The 18,033-nt window shown below is 32.5% G+C and carries 18 protein-coding genes; 7 read left to right on the top strand and 11 right to left on the bottom strand.

The genetic code is table 11. The annotated features are described in order from the left end of the window. Positions 1-25 precede the first annotated feature (25 nt). From AXG55_RS09630 to AXG55_RS09615, 4 genes are all read right to left on the bottom strand, one after another. Entirely contained in the window at positions 26-853 is an 828-nt protein-coding gene (locus tag AXG55_RS09630) for a hypothetical protein (protein ID WP_148697911.1), read from the bottom strand. 229 nt (positions 854-1,082) lie between these two features. Next, positions 1,083-2,108: an alpha/beta fold hydrolase gene (locus AXG55_RS09625; protein ID WP_148697910.1), complete on the bottom strand. Its 1,026-nt coding sequence runs from the start codon at positions 2,106-2,108 to the stop codon at positions 1,083-1,085. 16 nt (positions 2,109-2,124) lie between these two features. Further along, the gene (locus AXG55_RS09620; RefSeq protein ID WP_148697909.1) at positions 2,125-2,319 is read right to left on the bottom strand and encodes a hypothetical protein; all 195 of its coding nucleotides are present in this window, start codon (positions 2,317-2,319) and stop codon (positions 2,125-2,127) included. A 110-nt stretch (positions 2,320-2,429) separates the two neighbouring features. Next, positions 2,430-2,822: a hypothetical protein gene (locus AXG55_RS09615; RefSeq protein WP_148697908.1), complete on the bottom strand. Its 393-nt coding sequence runs from the start codon at positions 2,820-2,822 to the stop codon at positions 2,430-2,432. A 154-nt stretch (positions 2,823-2,976) separates the two neighbouring features. Between AXG55_RS09615 and AXG55_RS09610 the strand changes: the two genes are divergently transcribed. Then, complete coding sequence (locus tag AXG55_RS09610) at positions 2,977-3,522, top strand: hypothetical protein (protein WP_148697907.1); 546 nt, start codon at positions 2,977-2,979, stop codon at positions 3,520-3,522. A 23-nt stretch (positions 3,523-3,545) separates the two neighbouring features. On the opposite strand, the gene AXG55_RS09605 is transcribed toward AXG55_RS09610, so the two are convergent. Genes AXG55_RS09605 through AXG55_RS09590 form a run of 4 tightly spaced genes read right to left on the bottom strand, consistent with a single transcriptional unit; the run spans position 3,546 to position 7,457 of the window. After that, entirely contained in the window at positions 3,546-4,325 is a 780-nt protein-coding gene (locus AXG55_RS09605; RefSeq protein ID WP_148697906.1) for a response regulator transcription factor, read from the bottom strand. Continuing rightward, entirely contained in the window at positions 4,322-4,825 is a 504-nt protein-coding gene (locus tag AXG55_RS09600; RefSeq protein ID WP_148697905.1) for an NADH-quinone oxidoreductase subunit B, read from the bottom strand. The genes AXG55_RS09605 and AXG55_RS09600 overlap by 4 nt, the downstream gene beginning before the upstream one ends. Positions 4,826-4,867: 42 nt before the next feature. Continuing rightward, positions 4,868-5,857 (bottom strand): diacylglycerol kinase catalytic domain-containing protein, encoded by a 990-nt coding sequence (locus AXG55_RS09595; RefSeq protein ID WP_233231126.1) that lies wholly within the window; start codon positions 5,855-5,857, stop codon positions 4,868-4,870. 58 nt (positions 5,858-5,915) lie between these two features. After that, positions 5,916-7,457: a peptidylprolyl isomerase gene (locus AXG55_RS09590; protein ID WP_148697903.1), complete on the bottom strand. Its 1,542-nt coding sequence runs from the start codon at positions 7,455-7,457 to the stop codon at positions 5,916-5,918. Between the two features lie 170 nt (positions 7,458-7,627). Between AXG55_RS09590 and mreC the strand changes: the two genes are divergently transcribed. From mreC to AXG55_RS09560, 6 genes are all read left to right on the top strand, one after another. Beyond that, entirely contained in the window at positions 7,628-8,527 is a 900-nt protein-coding gene (mreC, locus tag AXG55_RS09585) for a rod shape-determining protein MreC (protein ID WP_148697902.1), read from the top strand. 569 nt (positions 8,528-9,096) lie between these two features. Continuing rightward, the gene (mrdA, locus tag AXG55_RS09580) at positions 9,097-11,100 is read left to right on the top strand and encodes a penicillin-binding protein 2 (RefSeq protein ID WP_148697901.1); all 2,004 of its coding nucleotides are present in this window, start codon (positions 9,097-9,099) and stop codon (positions 11,098-11,100) included. Between the two features lie 5 nt (positions 11,101-11,105). Further along, positions 11,106-12,227 carry a rod shape-determining protein RodA gene (rodA, locus tag AXG55_RS09575; RefSeq protein ID WP_148697900.1) on the top strand — a complete coding sequence of 374 codons (1,122 nt, stop codon included), beginning with the start codon at positions 11,106-11,108 and terminating at the stop codon, positions 12,225-12,227. A 10-nt stretch (positions 12,228-12,237) separates the two neighbouring features. After that, positions 12,238-12,438 carry a hypothetical protein gene (locus tag AXG55_RS09570; RefSeq protein WP_148697899.1) on the top strand — a complete coding sequence of 67 codons (201 nt, stop codon included), beginning with the start codon at positions 12,238-12,240 and terminating at the stop codon, positions 12,436-12,438. A gap of 34 nt (positions 12,439-12,472) precedes the next feature. Beyond that, positions 12,473-13,081 (top strand): crossover junction endodeoxyribonuclease RuvC, encoded by a 609-nt coding sequence (locus AXG55_RS09565; RefSeq protein ID WP_148697898.1) that lies wholly within the window; start codon positions 12,473-12,475, stop codon positions 13,079-13,081. Then, complete coding sequence (locus tag AXG55_RS09560; RefSeq protein ID WP_148697897.1) at positions 13,075-14,142, top strand: LA_2272 family surface repeat-containing protein; 1,068 nt, start codon at positions 13,075-13,077, stop codon at positions 14,140-14,142. Before AXG55_RS09565 ends, AXG55_RS09560 begins: the two co-directional genes overlap by 7 nt. Here the strand turns inward: AXG55_RS09560 and AXG55_RS09555 are convergent. From AXG55_RS09555 to AXG55_RS09545, 3 genes are all read right to left on the bottom strand, one after another. Next, the gene (locus AXG55_RS09555; RefSeq protein ID WP_148697896.1) at positions 14,132-16,855 is read right to left on the bottom strand and encodes a M1 family aminopeptidase; all 2,724 of its coding nucleotides are present in this window, start codon (positions 16,853-16,855) and stop codon (positions 14,132-14,134) included. The genes AXG55_RS09560 and AXG55_RS09555 overlap by 11 nt on opposite strands. Before the next feature lie 63 nt (positions 16,856-16,918). Next, positions 16,919-17,386, bottom strand: coding sequence for a hypothetical protein (locus tag AXG55_RS09550; RefSeq protein WP_148697895.1), 468 nt, complete (start codon positions 17,384-17,386; stop codon positions 16,919-16,921). Between the two features lie 149 nt (positions 17,387-17,535). Continuing rightward, positions 17,536-18,018: a hypothetical protein gene (locus AXG55_RS09545; RefSeq protein ID WP_233231125.1), complete on the bottom strand. Its 483-nt coding sequence runs from the start codon at positions 18,016-18,018 to the stop codon at positions 17,536-17,538. Positions 18,019-18,033: the final 15 nt, after the last annotated feature.

Raw genomic sequence — 18,033 nt, 5'->3', positions numbered from 1 at the left:
GGGGCTTTTTTTGTTTTTTTATACCTTACTTAAAGATATGTGTATATTGTTCGAAAGGAGTAAATTCTCTAGCTAGTTTATCAGTAATTTTTTCGCGCGCATCAAGCTTAAGATTAGTTTTATAATCATTATAATATGATAAATTTACATTGAACCATTTTAAACCACCACTTAATGGTCGCGTATCATTATGTACCGTAATTTTTATATGGAAGTTATGTAATTGTTTACAAGTAGAATTAAGAAAAGATGTATTTTGATTTAATTCAATATCATTAAATACGTTTTTATTTATAATCTCCTTTGTTTCAATAGCTGCGCCTTCAGTGTTAATTTCACTGTTATGTGACATTTGTAAATCTAAATATGAATCATAATTATATGAATCAAGTTTAACGGAACATTTTTGAAAAGCAATTAGCTTATTAGACTTATTATAAAATATTTTAAATATTGCAATTTGCTGATTGTACTTTGGAAAAATAGTCTCACCTATTGTTATATTATCTGACACGGAAACATTTGTTAAATCAAGAAAAGTATATAATACCATATTATTCCCAATTTTTTCCTCGTTATTTTCAATAAATAAAATTTTCTTTAAGCTATCTTTATGCGATTTTATACTTTTACTATCTCTTTGATATTCTCCTATTTCAGGATATTTTTCTGCTGGTGGAGCCGTCGGAGCTAAATCTGAACCAGGAGATCTTGTTACTATAATTGAACCCAATTCAGCTGAATCAGTTGCTAATTTAGCATCTGGATTTGTTTTAGACGAATCTGAATTACTACAGGAAATTAGTGCTGTACCCAGAGAAAAGATAAAAAATGACCTTAAAATAAAAGACATAACACACCTCAGCCACAATATTATGGCAAAAATATCCTAAAATATCAGAATTAAAGTAAATATTATCTTATATCTAAGTTTTATTCTGATGTTTTATTATACAATAATTGTTATTACATTGTGCTTAAAATATTATTAAAAAATAGCAGTTTTATGTATATTTAAAATTATAAATAATTACTTTTTAAACATGCTAAAAAATATTTAATATGTTTAATTAGGAGAAATATTATTTATTAGGTGAGTTTATTTTTTGATTTATAAATTTTTTAATGTAATCTAGAGCTTTATTTCTAATAAAATCTATTTCCATTAAAATTTCATGTTTAGAATTTTCTAAAACAATTTTTTCACAATTTTCATTATTTTTTGAAAAAATATCTTGAGCAGAATTTCTAACAACAGTGTCGACTTCTGCCTGGAGAAGTAAAATAGGAATATTCATTTTTGCGAAATGTTTACGGCAAGTTCTTGATGCGCCAACGGCTTCTTTTAGCCATTGAAATGTGGGACCGCCTAATTGCATGTCCTCTATTTCATCGATATGTTTGCGCCAAACAGAATATCTTGCTTTTGAGTGCGTCACATCATTTCCTTCAAAGGGTCTAAATGGAATACAATCTGTTTGTCCAAATGCATATTTATTAGCATAATTTAATTTACACATTAAACTTAAAATTCCATAAACTGGAACTTCTAGAATATGATAGGGGGTTAGCATTATTTCATGCATGGGCGCGCTTAAAATCACTCCATTTGGGTTTATTTTCTTTTCATTTACAGCAAGAGAACAAATGGCGCCACCCATGGAATGGGCAATGAAAAAAATGGGGAGATCGTTTTTTTGGCTGCCTGATACTTGTTCAAAAAAGTAACAAAGATCGTCGACATAGTTTTCAAATTTATCAACGTATCCTCTTTTTTCTTGATTTAAAAATCTTCCAGAAAAACCCTGACCACGATGATCGTAACAGTATACAGAAAATCCAGATTCGCATAAATTCATAATGAGTTCAGAATATTTTAAATAGGATTCATTATATCCTGTGCATAATATTATTTTAGCAGTTGCATTTTGAGCAAGAAAAGTGCGGCATGAAATCGCAACATCAGCAACACCTAAAAATTGTTCTGAAACTCCTTTTGCCTTATAAAATGGAATAATTGTATCTTTGTATCTTTGGATACTTTTTTCAACGGTACTTTCTGAATTTTCTTTTTCCAATTCTTGATGGAATAATATCTCTTTTTCCACTCTTTATCCTTTAACATCATCTGTTTGCATGTATAAAAAACTTTCTCGGATCAGAATATTTACTAGTATAAGTTCTGTAAATATAAAAATTTGCAAAACTGGTAGCGCCTTCTGTTGAGTTATTGTTAAATGCTTTATATGCCTTAATGTAACTCACATAGACTTCTTTAATTTTTTTAAATTCATTACCTGTGACATCAAAATTGCCCATATCTCAGAGTCCTTATTGCTAAAATGACTAAGACAATTCATTCAATATAGGTATCGGCAATTAGGATTTTTTTTGTAATTTTAAAAAATGGAGTCATATTCGAAATGAAACTAATAAAGCCTATTTAACCTTTCAACATCTTTGATTTTTAAAAATAACCGCACCTGAATTTTTAGTTTAATTCTTCCAATAAATTCAATATCTTCATCTAAAGAACAGAGAGAAAACAGTTCTTGAAGTTTTGTGAGTTGAGAAGGGGTCACAGAATCGGCGTCGATTTGTTTGTAACATACCTTAATCATTCCAATTTTTGCAAGTTCTGCCCGCAAGAGTTCATCGTCAGGATGGTTCCATAGTAGGTGTAGATTTTGATTTTTATCTTTGCTTTCAATAATATAATTAATTTCTTTGGCTTTTTTAATGTGTTCCCATGGGTTACAATTAATCCAATTGCCGCAAGGTAATACCCACCCACTAATTTTGAAATGAGAGTTGCTCTGCATTTTTTCCATCCATTACTAATTTTAAATATCCTATCCGAAAAGGGTAATAAGTACAATAAGTTGATAAAAATAAGTGGTTATTTTTATAAAAATGGTTAATTTTATAGCAAAATCAACGATGAGTCTGATATTTAATAAGAATTGGTAAGGCATTATGCTATTAAGAAAAAAATCATCTAATCAGACTCACAAAATTGCAGGATACACCACCTTTGGTATCTTAGGAATGATAGTATTGATAGCGTGTCTTTCCTTTATTGTGTTGCCTAAAATATCAATTTTTAAAGCAAAGGGACAACAGTCTGAAGCAAGAATAAAATTGGTACGTATTTACAATTCCATGTACGCTTATAAATTAGAAAATGGAAATTTCATAAATACAAATAAAAATTTAATTTCAGTTGTAGACTTAAGAGAATTATACCCTTATTTAAAGGATGATGTGCTTATTTTTTCTAGTAAAAATGATAAAGTATTTATCTTAAGTAATTCGGAGAAATTTGTAGCTGCTTATATTAGAGTTTTATCAAATGGAAATTATGATATTCAGCGCATTAATTCTAAGAAAAAATCATGTTTCATGTTAAATGGAACGGATAAAGGTACTGAGAACTGTGATCCTAAGCAAAATTATAACGAATTTAGCTCGATTGACGATCAGAAAGACATAAAAAAATTAAATATTTTAGATGATGATTAATTCTCAATTCATAAAATAAAAAATTAAGAATCAATTAATTGATATCCGAAACCATGAATTGTTTCAATCATGCTTCCTGCAGAGCCTAGCTTTTGTCTTAATCTTTTTATATGAGTATCTACAGTTCTTGTATTCACTTGACCTTCATATCCCCAAACTTTTTGTAAGAGAGCTTCTCGACTTTGAAGTTTGCCAACACGTTCAGCTAAAAATAAAAGAAGTTGATACTCTGTTGCCGTGAGAGGAACAGTTTCATTGTTAACTGTGACTTTAAATTCTTCGGGATATACTTTAATGGATCCCACACTGATCATTTTATTTACAACTTGTTCTTGATTATCATGGGAAATAGAAGGATTTTTTTCATCGTCTCGTAAAGAGGTTTGATTTGAAGAAAATTGAGTTGGATTTTTTAAAGTGTGAGATCTTCTGAGCAGTGCATTGACCCTTAATAAAAGCTCGCGGGGTGAAAATGGTTTTGTAATATAGTCATCAGCACCCGCTTCAAATCCTTCTACTTTATCTTTTTCTTGTGAGCGTGCGGTAAGAAGAATGACAAGAGTGCTTGCCGATTGAATATTTTCGCGAATATTTTTTAGAATTTCGGTTCCATAAATATTTGGTAACATGACATCGAGAAGCACAAGATCGGGTTTAAATTGACTGATAAGCTCGAAGGCGCCTTGGCCATCAAAGTGAGATTTGACTTCAAAGTCATTTGACGATTCGAGTGTGTACTTGAGAAGGTTATTGAGATCTCTGTCATCCTCAATAATGAGGATGCGAAGCTTATCATCCTTCATTTTGAATCACTTTCACCTTGATCTCGAGGGGATTCTTTTGCTTCTTTTTGAATTTTATCTTGTAGTTGCATAAAACCGTCGAGAACGGCTTCGGGAGTGGGAGGGCAACCAGGAATATAAACATCAACAGGAATCACTTTATCGATACCTTGAACCACGTGGTAAGCTCTGTAAAAACCACCGGAAGAAGCGCAGGCTCCCATTGACATGACCCACTTGGGTTCTGGCATTTGTTCGTATATGCGTTTGATAACGGGAGCCATTTTTTCAGTTATGGTTCCTGCTACAATCAGCAGGTCTGCCTGTTTGGGAGAAAAACGAACGACTTCGGCACCAAAGCGAGCAAGGTCATATTTAGGACCCATGACGGACATCAATTCGATTCCGCAGCAAGCTGTGCCAAAGGGATAAGGCCACAGTGAGTTTTTGCGTGCCCAAGCCACGAGTTCTTTTTGTTTTGTCGTAATATAAAATTCATTTCCGTAATTATGGTGCTTCATTTTTTGTTAAGCCCTCCTTTTAACTCTTTTACACTAATCATTTCACTCTGGCTTATCAAATGGAAAGGTCGGAACTTTGCCTAAAAAGTCGAGGATAAGCTTTATCGAGCATTCGTCTGGTAAACTCATGTGAACAGTATCTCCAAAACCAAGATGTCCACAGGAATCAGGTCCATCAACGCACACAAGTCCTTGCCTCATTCGAGAAAAAAATAAAAGTGATTTTTCATCTCCGTTTAAGCTAAATTTTTGCAAACTTAAATTTTCGTTGCGTGGAGTATAGGGTTCGCGCACGGCAACAAACATATTTGAGGAATTAATACTAGCTTTTTCAAATCCGTAGCACGAAATGGCGGCGGTACTGCCGGCCGAAGTGGAAACCCAGAGTCCGCTTGAAAGTTGTTTTTCGGATTCGATTTCTTTTTGTTCGTTATGGGAGCAAATAGAAATTTGATAACGGCTTGTGGCAGCAGGGTGGCGGTTGCAAAGTAATACATCATTTAAGGCGAGGGGAAGAATTTGTTTTCGCGAAACTTCTAATTTAATGCGACGAACCGATGTGGTTTTAAATTTATGATTCACAAAACAATCTATAGCCTGTTCAATATACTTAGGAACAATGGGGCACATATGGCCTACGGAGTGTTCGGGACATGAGTTGATACCAAGAAGGCAAACATCTCCTCCAACATGGTGACTCGCATGTAAGAGTGTTCCATCACCACCAAGTGAAATGACGAGCTTTTTTTTTGGATTTAAACCTGACTTCTCACATTTATCGCTAAAGTAACAGAAATTATTTTCAGAAATTTCGTCTAAATTGAAGATTTTATAACTCAGTGAATGTTTTTCAAGAGCTTTAATTAATATTTTTCTACTTTTTAAATGCTCTTTATGAGCTTCTTGGAGAGGAACGGGGTTTTGTTTATCCCTTTCCAAGTAATCAAAAAAATCAACATTTAATGTACGCTTTGTATAGCGTTCCAGAGTTGTTTGTTTTTGAATAATATAAACGTCAACTTCGCTTTGCAAAATATTTACCTTTCACGAAATCGGGGGTAGCCTTTTTGCCTCTTAAAAATTGATCTTGTTAATTTAAAAGGACGGGATTGATTTTTATTTTACCACTTTTTTCATAACTTTTAACCAAAGATTCTTCACTTGCTGCGGCGAATTCTTGGCTAGAGGAATTCATCGCTTGTTTTTTCAAGCTTTCGAGTTGTTCTGCAGATTCTTTTGGATTTGTAATGGTGACAAGTTTAATGATTGCCTTTTTTGTTCCAAAATCAATTGTTTTTGGAATAATGTCGCCGGGATTTTTTAATGAAAATACATTTTCAGCAAGATTTGTTGCCGTGCCAAGTTCACTAATATAAGAATCAGTTACCTTATACAGCTTATTAATGTATTGCCAAGTGATTTTATTTTCAGCAAGGAGTGAATTTAATTTTGAAATATTTTTTGCAGCAATAGCGTCTGTGATATTTTTTTGTAATTCAAGATCAAGTTTTTGTTTGATTTGATTGCCAATAAGCTGTTCTGCAAGCTGTAATTTAACATCTTCAAATGTTTTAGAAACAGCAGGTTTGCCTTCCATAAATTTGAAAATACGGTAACCAAATGGAGTCTCAATAATATTTGAAATTGGATTTTGTGCATTCAAAGTTAAAACAGCTTGTGCTGATTTGTTGTCGATATTTGTTTCATCAACGTAACCGATATTACCTTTATTATTTTTTGCAGCAATATCATCATTTGTTTGTGAAGCAAGAGTTGAAAAATCGGAACCGGATTTTAATTTCTTTTCAATTTCATTGGCAAGATTCTTAGCATCTTCTTGGCTTCTTTTGAGGGCATCACCTTGTGCTCTTTGTGCTGTTTTGTATGAAATTAAAATGGATTGTACTTTAACTTGTGCTTTTTGCTGGTACTGATTTTTAGTATTTATAAATAAATTATTTAAATTAGATTGATTTGCTTTGTCTTCAGAATATTTTTTAGCTTCTTCCGCAATTTTTTCTTTTAATGCGGCATCGGGAAGAGAGACCAGAGCGTATTGTAAATTAAATTCCGTATTATTAATTTTATTTTGTATTTCGGCTGCTTTACTTGGTAAAGGACTAGGTAAATTCAGTAAACTTCGTAATTTTTGAACTTCAAGTTGTTGTTTTACCATGTCATAAAAAGCAATTTCAGACATTTGTTGACTTGCGATAAATTTTTTAAATGTTTGAAAATCAAATTGCTTGGTTTGTGGATTTTGAAATTGGGGGATACTTCGAATAAGAGTGCTCATTTCGATATCGTTTACGGACCAGCCCATTTTTTTTGCTTGTTCGGTCAGAACTTTTTCTTTAATCATTTGCTGGATAACCTGCTGAACAATGGCTTTACGCTGTTCGGGAGGCGCGTCGGCAGAGAGTTGCGATGATATCACGGCGGCAAACTGTTGCATTTCAATTTTTTCTGAGCCGACTTGAGCCGCCGTGTTGGGGTCGAGACCAAAGAGGTTTCCAGGGTTTAAGCTCCCAAAACCTGTGAACACAAAAGCGGCACATGCCGTCACAATGACAGAGCCAAAAATGAATGACTTGGTACTTACCGATGAAAATATCTTAGTGTTTAAGCGCACAGCAAAACTCCTCTGCTAAAAACCGTCAACATTATCTCGCACTTTTTGAGAACAATTTCAAATCTTAAAAGCGATGATCTTTATTTTGTTAAAAAAAGAACATACAATTTACGTGAAAACCGTTAGAGTCCAATATGCTTTGAGAATAGACAAAATCAAATGGGTTTAAAATGCTTCAATTTAGACGTTATGGTTTTTGGCTTGTTGCTTTGATGGCGCTTGTTTACACAATGTACTTTTTTTCTACGTCGCATCCAACAAAAAAAGAATTAAGTATTCTTGAAAAAATAGTATATACATTAAGTAAACCAGTTGAAGTCATATTTTTATCATCTACTCATTCCATTTATTCAATGTATCACTCTTTTGTTGATTTAAAAAATGCAAGAAAAGAGGCGGACGAATTACATCGAGAAAATGCAGAGCTTAAAGTAAAAATTCGAACTCTTGATGACATTATTTTAGAAAATAATAGATTGAGAAAATTATTAAATTTAACCGAAAGAACATCGGTAAAATTTGTAACTTGTGAAGTAACAAGTTCAGATCCTTCTTTCGTTTATAAAAATGTTCGCATTAATCAAGGTTCCAAAAATGGTTTGCAACCAGGTATGGGAGTTGTTGCAGAAGAAGGAGTTATTGGAGTTATTATGCGCGTTTCTGATAATCATTCCGATGTTCTTTTACTCGTCGATCCTAATAGCAACTTGGATGTTATTGTAGCGCGCAATAGACGTCGTGGTGTTTTACAAGGTGGCATGGCTGATTCTATGCAATTTAAGTATTTAGAACGAGGAAGTAGTATTTTAGTGGGAGATGAAATTGTAACTAGCGGTCTAACAGGCTCTTTTCCTAGTGGTATTCTTGTGGGTAAAGTAACAAATATACGCGTGAGTGCCGATGGTGTTAGTCAAACAATTGAGGTGAAGCCTGCCGTTGATTTTTCAGATATATCGGAAGCATTGGTTCTTTTAAACCCAAATAGAGAAGTGGATGTCATTAGAAAAGTGGGTGGAGTTGATTGGATGAAAAAGCTTCTTGAAGCGAACGCGGAGAAGTCGGGTGGCTAATTTAAAATTTATTAGAAGTAAAACTTCACATTTTATAATGTCATTATTTATATTGATTTTTTTTGTATACTTGCAATCGAGTTTGTTTGCTAAAGCTCCATCATTGTGGCTTCATATTGATATTCTTAGTATTGCTATTGTTTATACAAGTATTCAGCATTTTTTACCATTAGCATTAATAAAAATTATATTTATTGCAATGTTGTTGCAAGTGAGTTCAGCTGTTCCATCGGGTTTTTTTGTAATGTATTTTTTATTAATACTAGTGTTATCAAATATTCTTTCTAAAATATTTATTTTTAATAGTATTTTTGGGCAATTTTTTATCTTTTTAATTTTGTTTACTATGAAATATTTTTTATTTTATTTTACAATTTCTCATAGAGATTTAAATTCATTTTTTTCGTTATTTTTTATTTCATGGAAAGGTTTTTTAATCACAATATTAATTTCCCTTCCTATTTTTAGGATATTAATGTTTATAGATTCTTTTTTTGAATTTATACCCTCTCATGATAAAAAGAAACTAATTGATATCTAGGATTTAAATTATTGTGTGGAGTTGAGTGATGCTTGATAATAGATCAAAGCAAGAATCAGTCTCAGATCCAAATCGAAGAAACATTATTATTTCGTGTTTCCTTGGAATCACTGCGGCCATTACGGCGAGACTTTGGTATTTGCAAATTATAAAAGGATCGGATTTTTCGGTTGCATCGGCGCGCAATCGGGTACGTGAAATCACACGCCCGGCGCCGCGCGGTTTAATTTATGATAGATATAGTAAAATTCTTCTTTCCAACAGACTATTTTTTGATTTAATTGTCATCCCACAATACTTACAAAATAGACCCAAAACACTTTCTATTGTCTCCGATTTATTTCATATACCGATTGCACAAATTGAAAGAAAACTATTAGAATCTCAAGCTAACCCTAAATTTGTGCCTGTAAGAATAAAAAGGAACTTGTCCCTACATGAGGTAGCTACTCTCGAATCAAATAAATTCTTTTTACCTGGTGTTGATGTTGATTCTGCTCCTCGTCGTGACTATTTAGGGAATGAATCGGCACATTTATTTGGCTATCTTGGTGAAGTAACATCAAAGGAGCTTGATATATTAAATTCTCAAGTTTCAAGTTATCAATATCGAGTTGGTTCCATTATTGGAAAAGCAGGAATTGAAAGAAAATATGAAAGAAATTTACGAGGTGGTGAAGGGCGTGAAGCGTTACTTGTCGATGCCTTAGGGCGTTTGCAACCCGATTCCTCCCTTGATATTGCTTTAAATTTAAGTCGTCCTGCACAGCGCGGAAATGATGTTTATTTAACTATTGATTCCGAATTACAAAATGTGGCGACTGAAGCATTTCGAAATAAGAATGGTGCTGTTTGTGCTCTTAATCCAAATAATGGAGAAATTTTAGTTTATTTATCAAATCCAAATTATAAGCTTTCCATGTATCAAGATGGTTTAACAATGGAAGATTGGCAAAATTTGCGGTCTAACCCATTTAAACCCTTACTAGATAAAGTAACAGGAGGTGCTTATCCACCAGGATCTACTTTCAAAATTATTGTTGCTATTGCCGCTTTAGAAGAAGGTTTAATCACTCCTGATAGAAAATTTAATTGTCCCGGTTACTTTGTATTAGGTAATGGCAGATGGAAATGTTGGAAGCATACGGGACATGGGCCTGTGAGTATGTCAACAGCTTTGCAATTAAGTTGTGACGTTTATTTTTATAACGTGGGGAATATGGTTGGAATTGATCGTATTGCAAAATGGGGTAGACTCTTTGGTTTAGGCGAACGCACAGGACTCGATTTAAATATGGAATTATCTGGAATTTCCCCTTCAACAGAATGGAAACTAAGGACAAAAGGTTTGCCCTGGTTGAGTGGTGATACGATTAATGCATCCATTGGGCAGGGATTTAATTTGTGCACTCCTATTCAAATTTTAAATGCTTTTGCCGCTGTAAGTAATGGTGGTATTTTATATAAACCTCATATTTTAAAAAAAATTGTTGATAGTCAAAATAAAATCATTTTCGAAGAAAAACAAACGATCATTCGTCAAATTAAAATAAATCCAGCTAATTTAGCGGTAGTTAAAAAAGGCTTGCAAGATGTTGTTGAAGCCAGCGACGGGACAGCGAAAAAAGCACGAGTAGAAGGTTTTACTGTTTCAGGTAAAACAGGTACGGCACAAACATCGGCACTTAAATTCACAAAGGGTGTGAAACAAGATGATATTGCATTTAAAGCTTTAGACCATGCTTGGTTTGCATCCTACAGTCCTAGTGATACGCCCGAAATTGCTGTTGTTGTTTTTAGTGAATATGATGGCGGTGGTGGGGGAGCCAATGCCGCACCTATTGCACAACAGATTATTGAAGCCTATTGGCGTAAAAAATTTCCACAAAAATTTTCAAAACCGACAAAAACAGCTTTAACCACAGAAAAACTTCAATCACAGCAAGAAAATCAAATCGATTTTGGTGAACAAAATGCAAATATTAATAGAGAAGAAAATAATAATATGAATATCCCCGATGAATTGAGGTAACAAATATGATTCTTTTTTTCTTTTTGCGTGAACGATTTAAAGGAATGCCCTGGGGACTTATACTAACTTGTTACTCTATTATTGGAATTGGCCTTTATAATTTATATAGTGCCACAAATGCAACCTATAATCCTACTCGATTTTATGATCAAATTATATTTGTTTTACTTGGTACTGCTGCCGCTATTTTTTGGGGTGTTTTTCTTGATTTAAAAAACTTAGAACGTTTAAGTATTTTAGGTTATATTGTCGTTTGTATATTATTATTTGGTGTTGATATTTTTGGGAGAAGTGCCAAAGGTGCCGAACGTTGGTTGGTGTTAGGTCCTTTAAGAATTCAGCCCAGTGAATTTGTGAAATTTGTAATTATACTTATTGTTGCTCGTAGTTTTAATATTATGAAAGGATTTCCTGAATTCTCTTTACTCAGTCTTTGGCGACAAATATTTTATGTGGGCTTACCTTTTTTATTAATTTTAGCGCAACCCGATTTAGGAACAGCGAGTCTTGTTTTACTTATATCTGCCTTACAAATAGCGACAATTAAAGTAAGAGGAAAAAGTTTACTTACTGTATTTCTCATTACATTAAGTCTATCTATTTTAGCTTGGAACTTTATTTTATATGATTATCAAAAACAAAGAGTTCTTACATTTATCAATCCCATGCTCGATCCGCGAGGCTCTGGTTACCACTCTATTCAAAGTATGATCGCCGTAGGAAGTGGAGGACTCTGGGGGCAGGGGTTTGGTCAAGGAACTCAAGCGCGCTTGAATTTCTTGCCGGAACGGCATACTGATTTTGCCTTTTCTGTGTGGGCTGAAGAACATGGTTTTATTGGTTGTCTTATCTTAATATTTCTATTTGTCATTCTTATTATTCAAATTTTTCAAATTGCTGACCGTGCCCGCGATTCCTTTTCCGCGTTGGCGGCTGTAGGTGTAGGTGCTTTTTTTCTTTGTCATTTTGTAATTAATATCAGTATGGTGTTGGGTGTATTTCCTGTCGTGGGTGTTCCCCTTTCCTTTATAAGTTATGGTGGAACGCATATGGTAACTGCTTTAAGTTGCATTGGCATTGTTGTTGCCGTAGAACGGAAAAGATATTTATCTACGACTTCTTTTTAGGAGAATGGCCTTGTCTGCAAATCATGCTGAAACTAAGCAAATGAGATTGAAAGTTTTTTTTATAGGAAGTTTTATTGCTGCCTTTGTATGTGCCGTGATTTATTTATTTGTTTCTGCCTATGATGACAAAGATAAAATGCTTACAGAACCCCTGCATAGCGACGATAATAAAAACATGCCTGTACAAAACAAATCAGGAAAATGGCATTAATTTCATAAAATATATTTTGAATAGGGAGTTTTAAGTGCGTATCCTTGGTATCGATCCAGGTACACGAATTGCGGGCTATGGCGTTATCGATTTGCCTCGGGAAGGTAAAATGAAGGCTATCGCAGCGGGTGCATGGAAACTCGATGCAAATAAAGAACTTGCCAGTCGTTTGGCCACACTTGCTATTGAATTTCGGCGCGTGGTCGATGTTTATAAACCTACACACATGTGTATGGAGCTGTCCTTTTTAGCGGAAAATCCGCGAACGGCACTTTTTTTGGGTCATGCGCGTGGCGTAATTCTATCAGAAGCTCATCAAAGTGGACTACAGATTTCAGAAATCAGTGCCACATCAGCTAAAAAAATCATTTCTGGAAATGGAAGAGCAGATAAATTATCTATTGCTAAAATAATGAGTACCATGTTGGGATTTCAATTAGATATTTTACCGTTTGATGCCACCGATGCCTTAGCCATTGCCTGTGCTGAAGCCATAAGAAATCCTATGACAAATCTTCATAATATTCACTCTAATAATAATATTACTGAAAAAGGTAATACTATTTTAATTGAATGGCAAAAGAATAAAATGAATAAAAGATCGAAGCAAAACTTTTCAGTTTTATTAAAGGCAAAATGCTAAAAAAACTATTTATTATTTTTGTTATTATTTTTCATTTTTGTTGTTATTCTTATGAAGTACAACCTGAGTCCTTCACTAAAATTGACACAGTCCCCGTAAGATTATCTATACTATCACCCTATACTGACATCAATTTTTTCTCTCATAATGATAATTTATTACAAGAAAATTACTTTTTGCTTTCCCTTATATATGGGGAAACAAATTATTTAACAGGCGTTTCTATAAGCCCTTTTATCATTAATATTACCCATGATATGTCAGGCGCTCAAATTGCACTGGTAAATCGGGTTGGCGGCCATTTTAACGGATTTCAATTGGGTTTATTTAATGATACTCATGATTTCAATGGTTTTCAACTCGGACTTTGGAATCGTTCCACGGATTTTTTGGGTTTTCAATTGGGTTTGTATAATAAGTCAGACGATTTCATAGGAGCCCAAATTGGATTAATAAATATTGCAAATCATGTAACAGGGTCACAATTTGGTTTAATAAATATTGCAGATGATCAAACGGGTTATTCATTTGGCTTATTAAGCTTTTTATTAAAAACAGGTCAGTCAAAAGTTTCATTGTGGTCTGATTCTGAAGTGCCTTTTAATATTTCTATAAAAGCGGGAAAAAAATATTTTTATGGATTATTTGAATTTGATTTTTTAAGTTTTAATCAGCCAAATAGAAATCAGTATTATTTAATGCCATTGTATCTTGCAGCTACGCCTTTTTATTATTTACATGAAATTGGTTATTCAATAGGTTTTGGGACTCAAATTACTTATGAACCCTTGTGGCTAGAGAGCGAAATTAAATGGCATGATTTATTCGATGAAACGGGAAAAAAATTAAATTATTTGCAGTTACAATATTCATTTTTATTAGGAACAACATTTGAAAAAAAGTATGATATTTTTGGTGTTGTTTCCTTCAATAGTCATAACATTGAAGGAAATGGAACTCCTGATGTCTTGAACCCTGAAAAATACTTGCCCAATTGGAATTATACTATCTCCTATGGCGTAGGCGTTCAATATTTATTTGCAGGCGTCCCTAATTGGTAGTTTTATTCTTTAAAATAGCTTTTAGCTCGGATATTTCTTTTTCTAAATGAGCAAGTTTATCTTTAAGCTCAGTTACTTCAATAATTTTATCGTGAAAATGTCCCATTTCTAAATTTTTTTGAAATCGTAAGCGGCTTCTTCGTGCTCTTGGAATGAGCATGGATAATATGCCATAACCTTTTCTTTTAATAAATTTTTGAAAAGAAGATTCATAAGAAGCATCACCGGAGAGTGCCCAAAGTTCAGGAAGAGCCGCTGAGATACGAATAGGAAATAATGTTTCTGTAAATTTATTTAAAGCAGGACGAATTTCAGCACGTACCATGGGATTTCTTGCAGAAAGTTTTGCAAGGGAAGAAAGAGCTCCTATATTTATACGCCAATGTTGTAAAATATTATCGCAATAGGGAATTATGGTTTTTATATGTTGCGGCTCACAAAACTCACCAATTAAGGCAAAAGCGGCATTCTCAAGTATTCCATTAAAAGAATGTTTTTTAATAATAGAAAATGAAAAGTCCATTATTTTCTTTTTCATTTCATCAGTTCTAAATGAGGATTGTTTTTTACAAAGGCTTAAAATTCCTCTAATGGCAGCATCTCTGGTATTTAATAATTCTTTTTCTTGAATTGCAATTTTAGAAAGAAATTCAAAAATTAAAAAAGGATTATTATGATACGAATCTGCTATAGCAGAAATATAGACTCCTCGAGCAAGAGGATTTTTTTCATCAATTTCATTTAATATTTCATAAGAATATTGTGAAGATTTTTCTGATAATAAGGCATAGCTTGAGCTTCTTACTCTAAAGCTTTCTTCATTTTTAAGCCACTCAATTACAAGATCAAAATTGTTTTTTGTATTGTAATAACTACAAACACACTTCGTGGCTAAATATTTAAAATAGGAGTGTTCCTTGTTTTTTGATTTAAATATTTCTAATAAAAAATTTTCTGGAAACTTTAATGTAACATTGGCAATTAAAGTTGATCTCGGATCAAAAATACAATAGGCAATTTTATTTTTTAAGGGAATGGTTATTTTTTTTGACTTTTCATCAATAAATAATCTAATTTCATCCTGATCTCCATTTTTATATTGAATGAATAAAAAGGTTTCAAATTGAAACAGAGGAAATTCTTTGTTTATATTTTGTTTTTGAACTATTGAAATATTTACATAATTTTCATTGATTGAAGAGATATCAATATTCACATCGAGATCGGGGTGACCCGCTCTGAAAATAAAATTATCAAAATAAATAGTAGGGTTGATTCCCGTTGTATACTGAATTGCATTTATGAGATTGTTTGTTTCTACAGGTTTAAAAGCATTTTCTTTTAAATAATTGTGTACAGATTTTTTAAAGTTTTCTTCGCCTAATATGTCTCTTAAATAATTTAAAAATAAGGCACCCTTTTCATATAAATGTGAATCAAATATTTCAGAAGGGAACTCATATTGATTGCAAACAATAGGACGGATATAGGTTTTTGAATCACTTAAATATTGATTCAAATAATTATCTCGTGCATAAAAAATACCGCTTGATTTGCCATAGACATGTTCATCCCAAAGCATTTCGCTTTGTGTAGCAAAACCTTCATTGAGCCAACCTTCACTCCAATATTTGCATGTCACCAAATCGCCAAACCATTGGTGCGCCATTTCATGCATGACAAGATATGTTCTTTTCTCATTTCCATTTGAGAAATTTTTAGGTCCTAAAACTTCATCGGTATTAATTGTAATGCTTGTATTTTCCATACCTCCATATAAAAAATCTGCCACAAAAGCCTGACCATATTTTTCCCAAGGAAATTCATAATCCCAATAATTAGAATAAAATTCTAACATATTTTTAGTTTCTTCTAATATTTCATGATGCCTATTTTCATATTTATGTGGAAGAAGGAGGCTGACTTCTTTTTTGCGCCATTTGTCTTTGAAAAAAGACATGTCACCAGCGGTAAAAGCAACAAGATAAGGTGAGTGGGGGTGATTCATCTCCCAATGTTGAATTTTTTGTTTTTCATTGATTTTTTCTGAAATTTTTACTCCATTAGAAAGGCCATTCCACTCTTTAGGAAATGAAATGATGAGAGAGGTTGTGATTTTTAAGCGCGGATCGTCCTGACAAGGAAACCAATAGGGTGCATCACAATCTTGGCCTTGAGTCCAAACACAATCATAATCGGAATGGCTTTTTGTTTTAGCATGAATAAAATAAAAACCCGCCTTGGGTTGGTTTATTTTATAATTGATTTTAACAAGAAACCAATTATTTAAAGGAACTTTTTTGGGCAATTCAATTTCAAGTGATTCGCTATTTGAAATAAAGTGACATTTTTCTAGTTTTGCACTTTCAATAGTTTTTACTTGTGGACATGTTTTATCATTTTCAGGATAATAATCAGTATAGTTGATTTTTGTAAAACTGACATCATGAATTTGCATTTCATAAGTGTTTAAATAAATATTTTTGAGTTCTGCTTTTTTTGATTCAAATAGGATATAACAGCTTCCAGAAACGATTTCTTTTTGAAATGAAATATCTAATTTTAAAAAAATGTGTCTTTGTTCAGCTGGACGATCGGGATCATATTTTTTTATGATATTATTATTTGCGGGAAAATTTTTTAAACCAATTGATGAATCTTGTTCATTATTTGAAATAAAAATTGATTTTTCCAGGTGCGAACCTAAAATCATGAGATAACCTCCTAATTAATTTTTTATGTTTAAATTTTTTTTAGGAGGTTGGCAATGGTTAATTTATTTTTTATCTATTATAATTAAATCATCCTCTTCATTATAAGTTATACTGTCATTCAATTTTTCTTTATCTTTTTCTCGACTCATTGTTAGCATTTTTGGAGGTGTTGGGCCTTTATAAAATATGAGAGCTTTTAAGCCAAAATGGGACTCAAGAGGTAATTTTGATTTAGAATAAGTTGGATATAGATCAAAATAATCAGGAGCAATTTTGCCATCTATAATTTCATTTATAAATTCTGATATAGAGTGACTTTTGAAAAAGCCATTTGATGCTTTAAAATAAATTCTATTTTCTACATTTCTGCCAGTGTATTCAGCAATAGGATCTGAATGTCTAACAAAATTTGTGACATCGTTAAATGGAAATTTTTTAAAAAAGTTAAATGAAAAACCAATTGTTTTTGAATTAAAAAATGTAGCTGGAGATGAAAAAAATCTTGCAGGAAGTCCTTTATTTAATGACACTATATAAGCGTAACTTTCTCCTAACGAATGGCCTGTTAGAACAATTTCATAATTTTTATTTATTTTACCAGTAAGTCAAGTCCTAAAGCAGTATTAATTTCTATATCTTTTTGATTACTAGTTCCTTTATATGAAATTAATATTAGTTTTCATTTGTGATTGATAAACGCTATCGAAAGTACATTAGATTTTTCAGATCTTCTGATTGAATAAGGAAGATATTCAAATCCTGTTTTATCTTTAATTCTTTCAGAGTAAGAATATATATCGCTTTGAGTCGTATTTTTTCTACCAGGTTCTATGAAATAAGCAAAATCAGATGCATAGGCAAGTCCAAGCAAATAGCGATAACTAATAATATCTTGATGGTTTAGAGTTTTAAGATTTTCAACGGTTAGAGGATTTCTGTCAGAAAGATTAACAATTGGATATTGGAAAGAAATTTTAGAATCTTTTATTGTTACGTATATTTGTTTTGGATCTGTGCCACTAAATATTTTTGCACAAGATATTTTTAAATTATCTATTAATTTTTTTGATTGAAAAATCATTGGCTTATTTTCTGATTTTATCCATTTTCCAGTTGTCTTCTGATAATTACCATAATTATCGCCAACCCAACTCGAATTCATTTCTAATCCATTTAT

The organism is Silvanigrella aquatica (genome assembly GCF_001907975.1).
GTDB classification, from domain to species: domain Bacteria; phylum Bdellovibrionota_B; class Oligoflexia; order Silvanigrellales; family Silvanigrellaceae; genus Silvanigrella; species Silvanigrella aquatica.
Note: the sequence above shows the minus strand (reverse complement) of the source record. Positions and strands in the feature narration are given on the sequence as shown.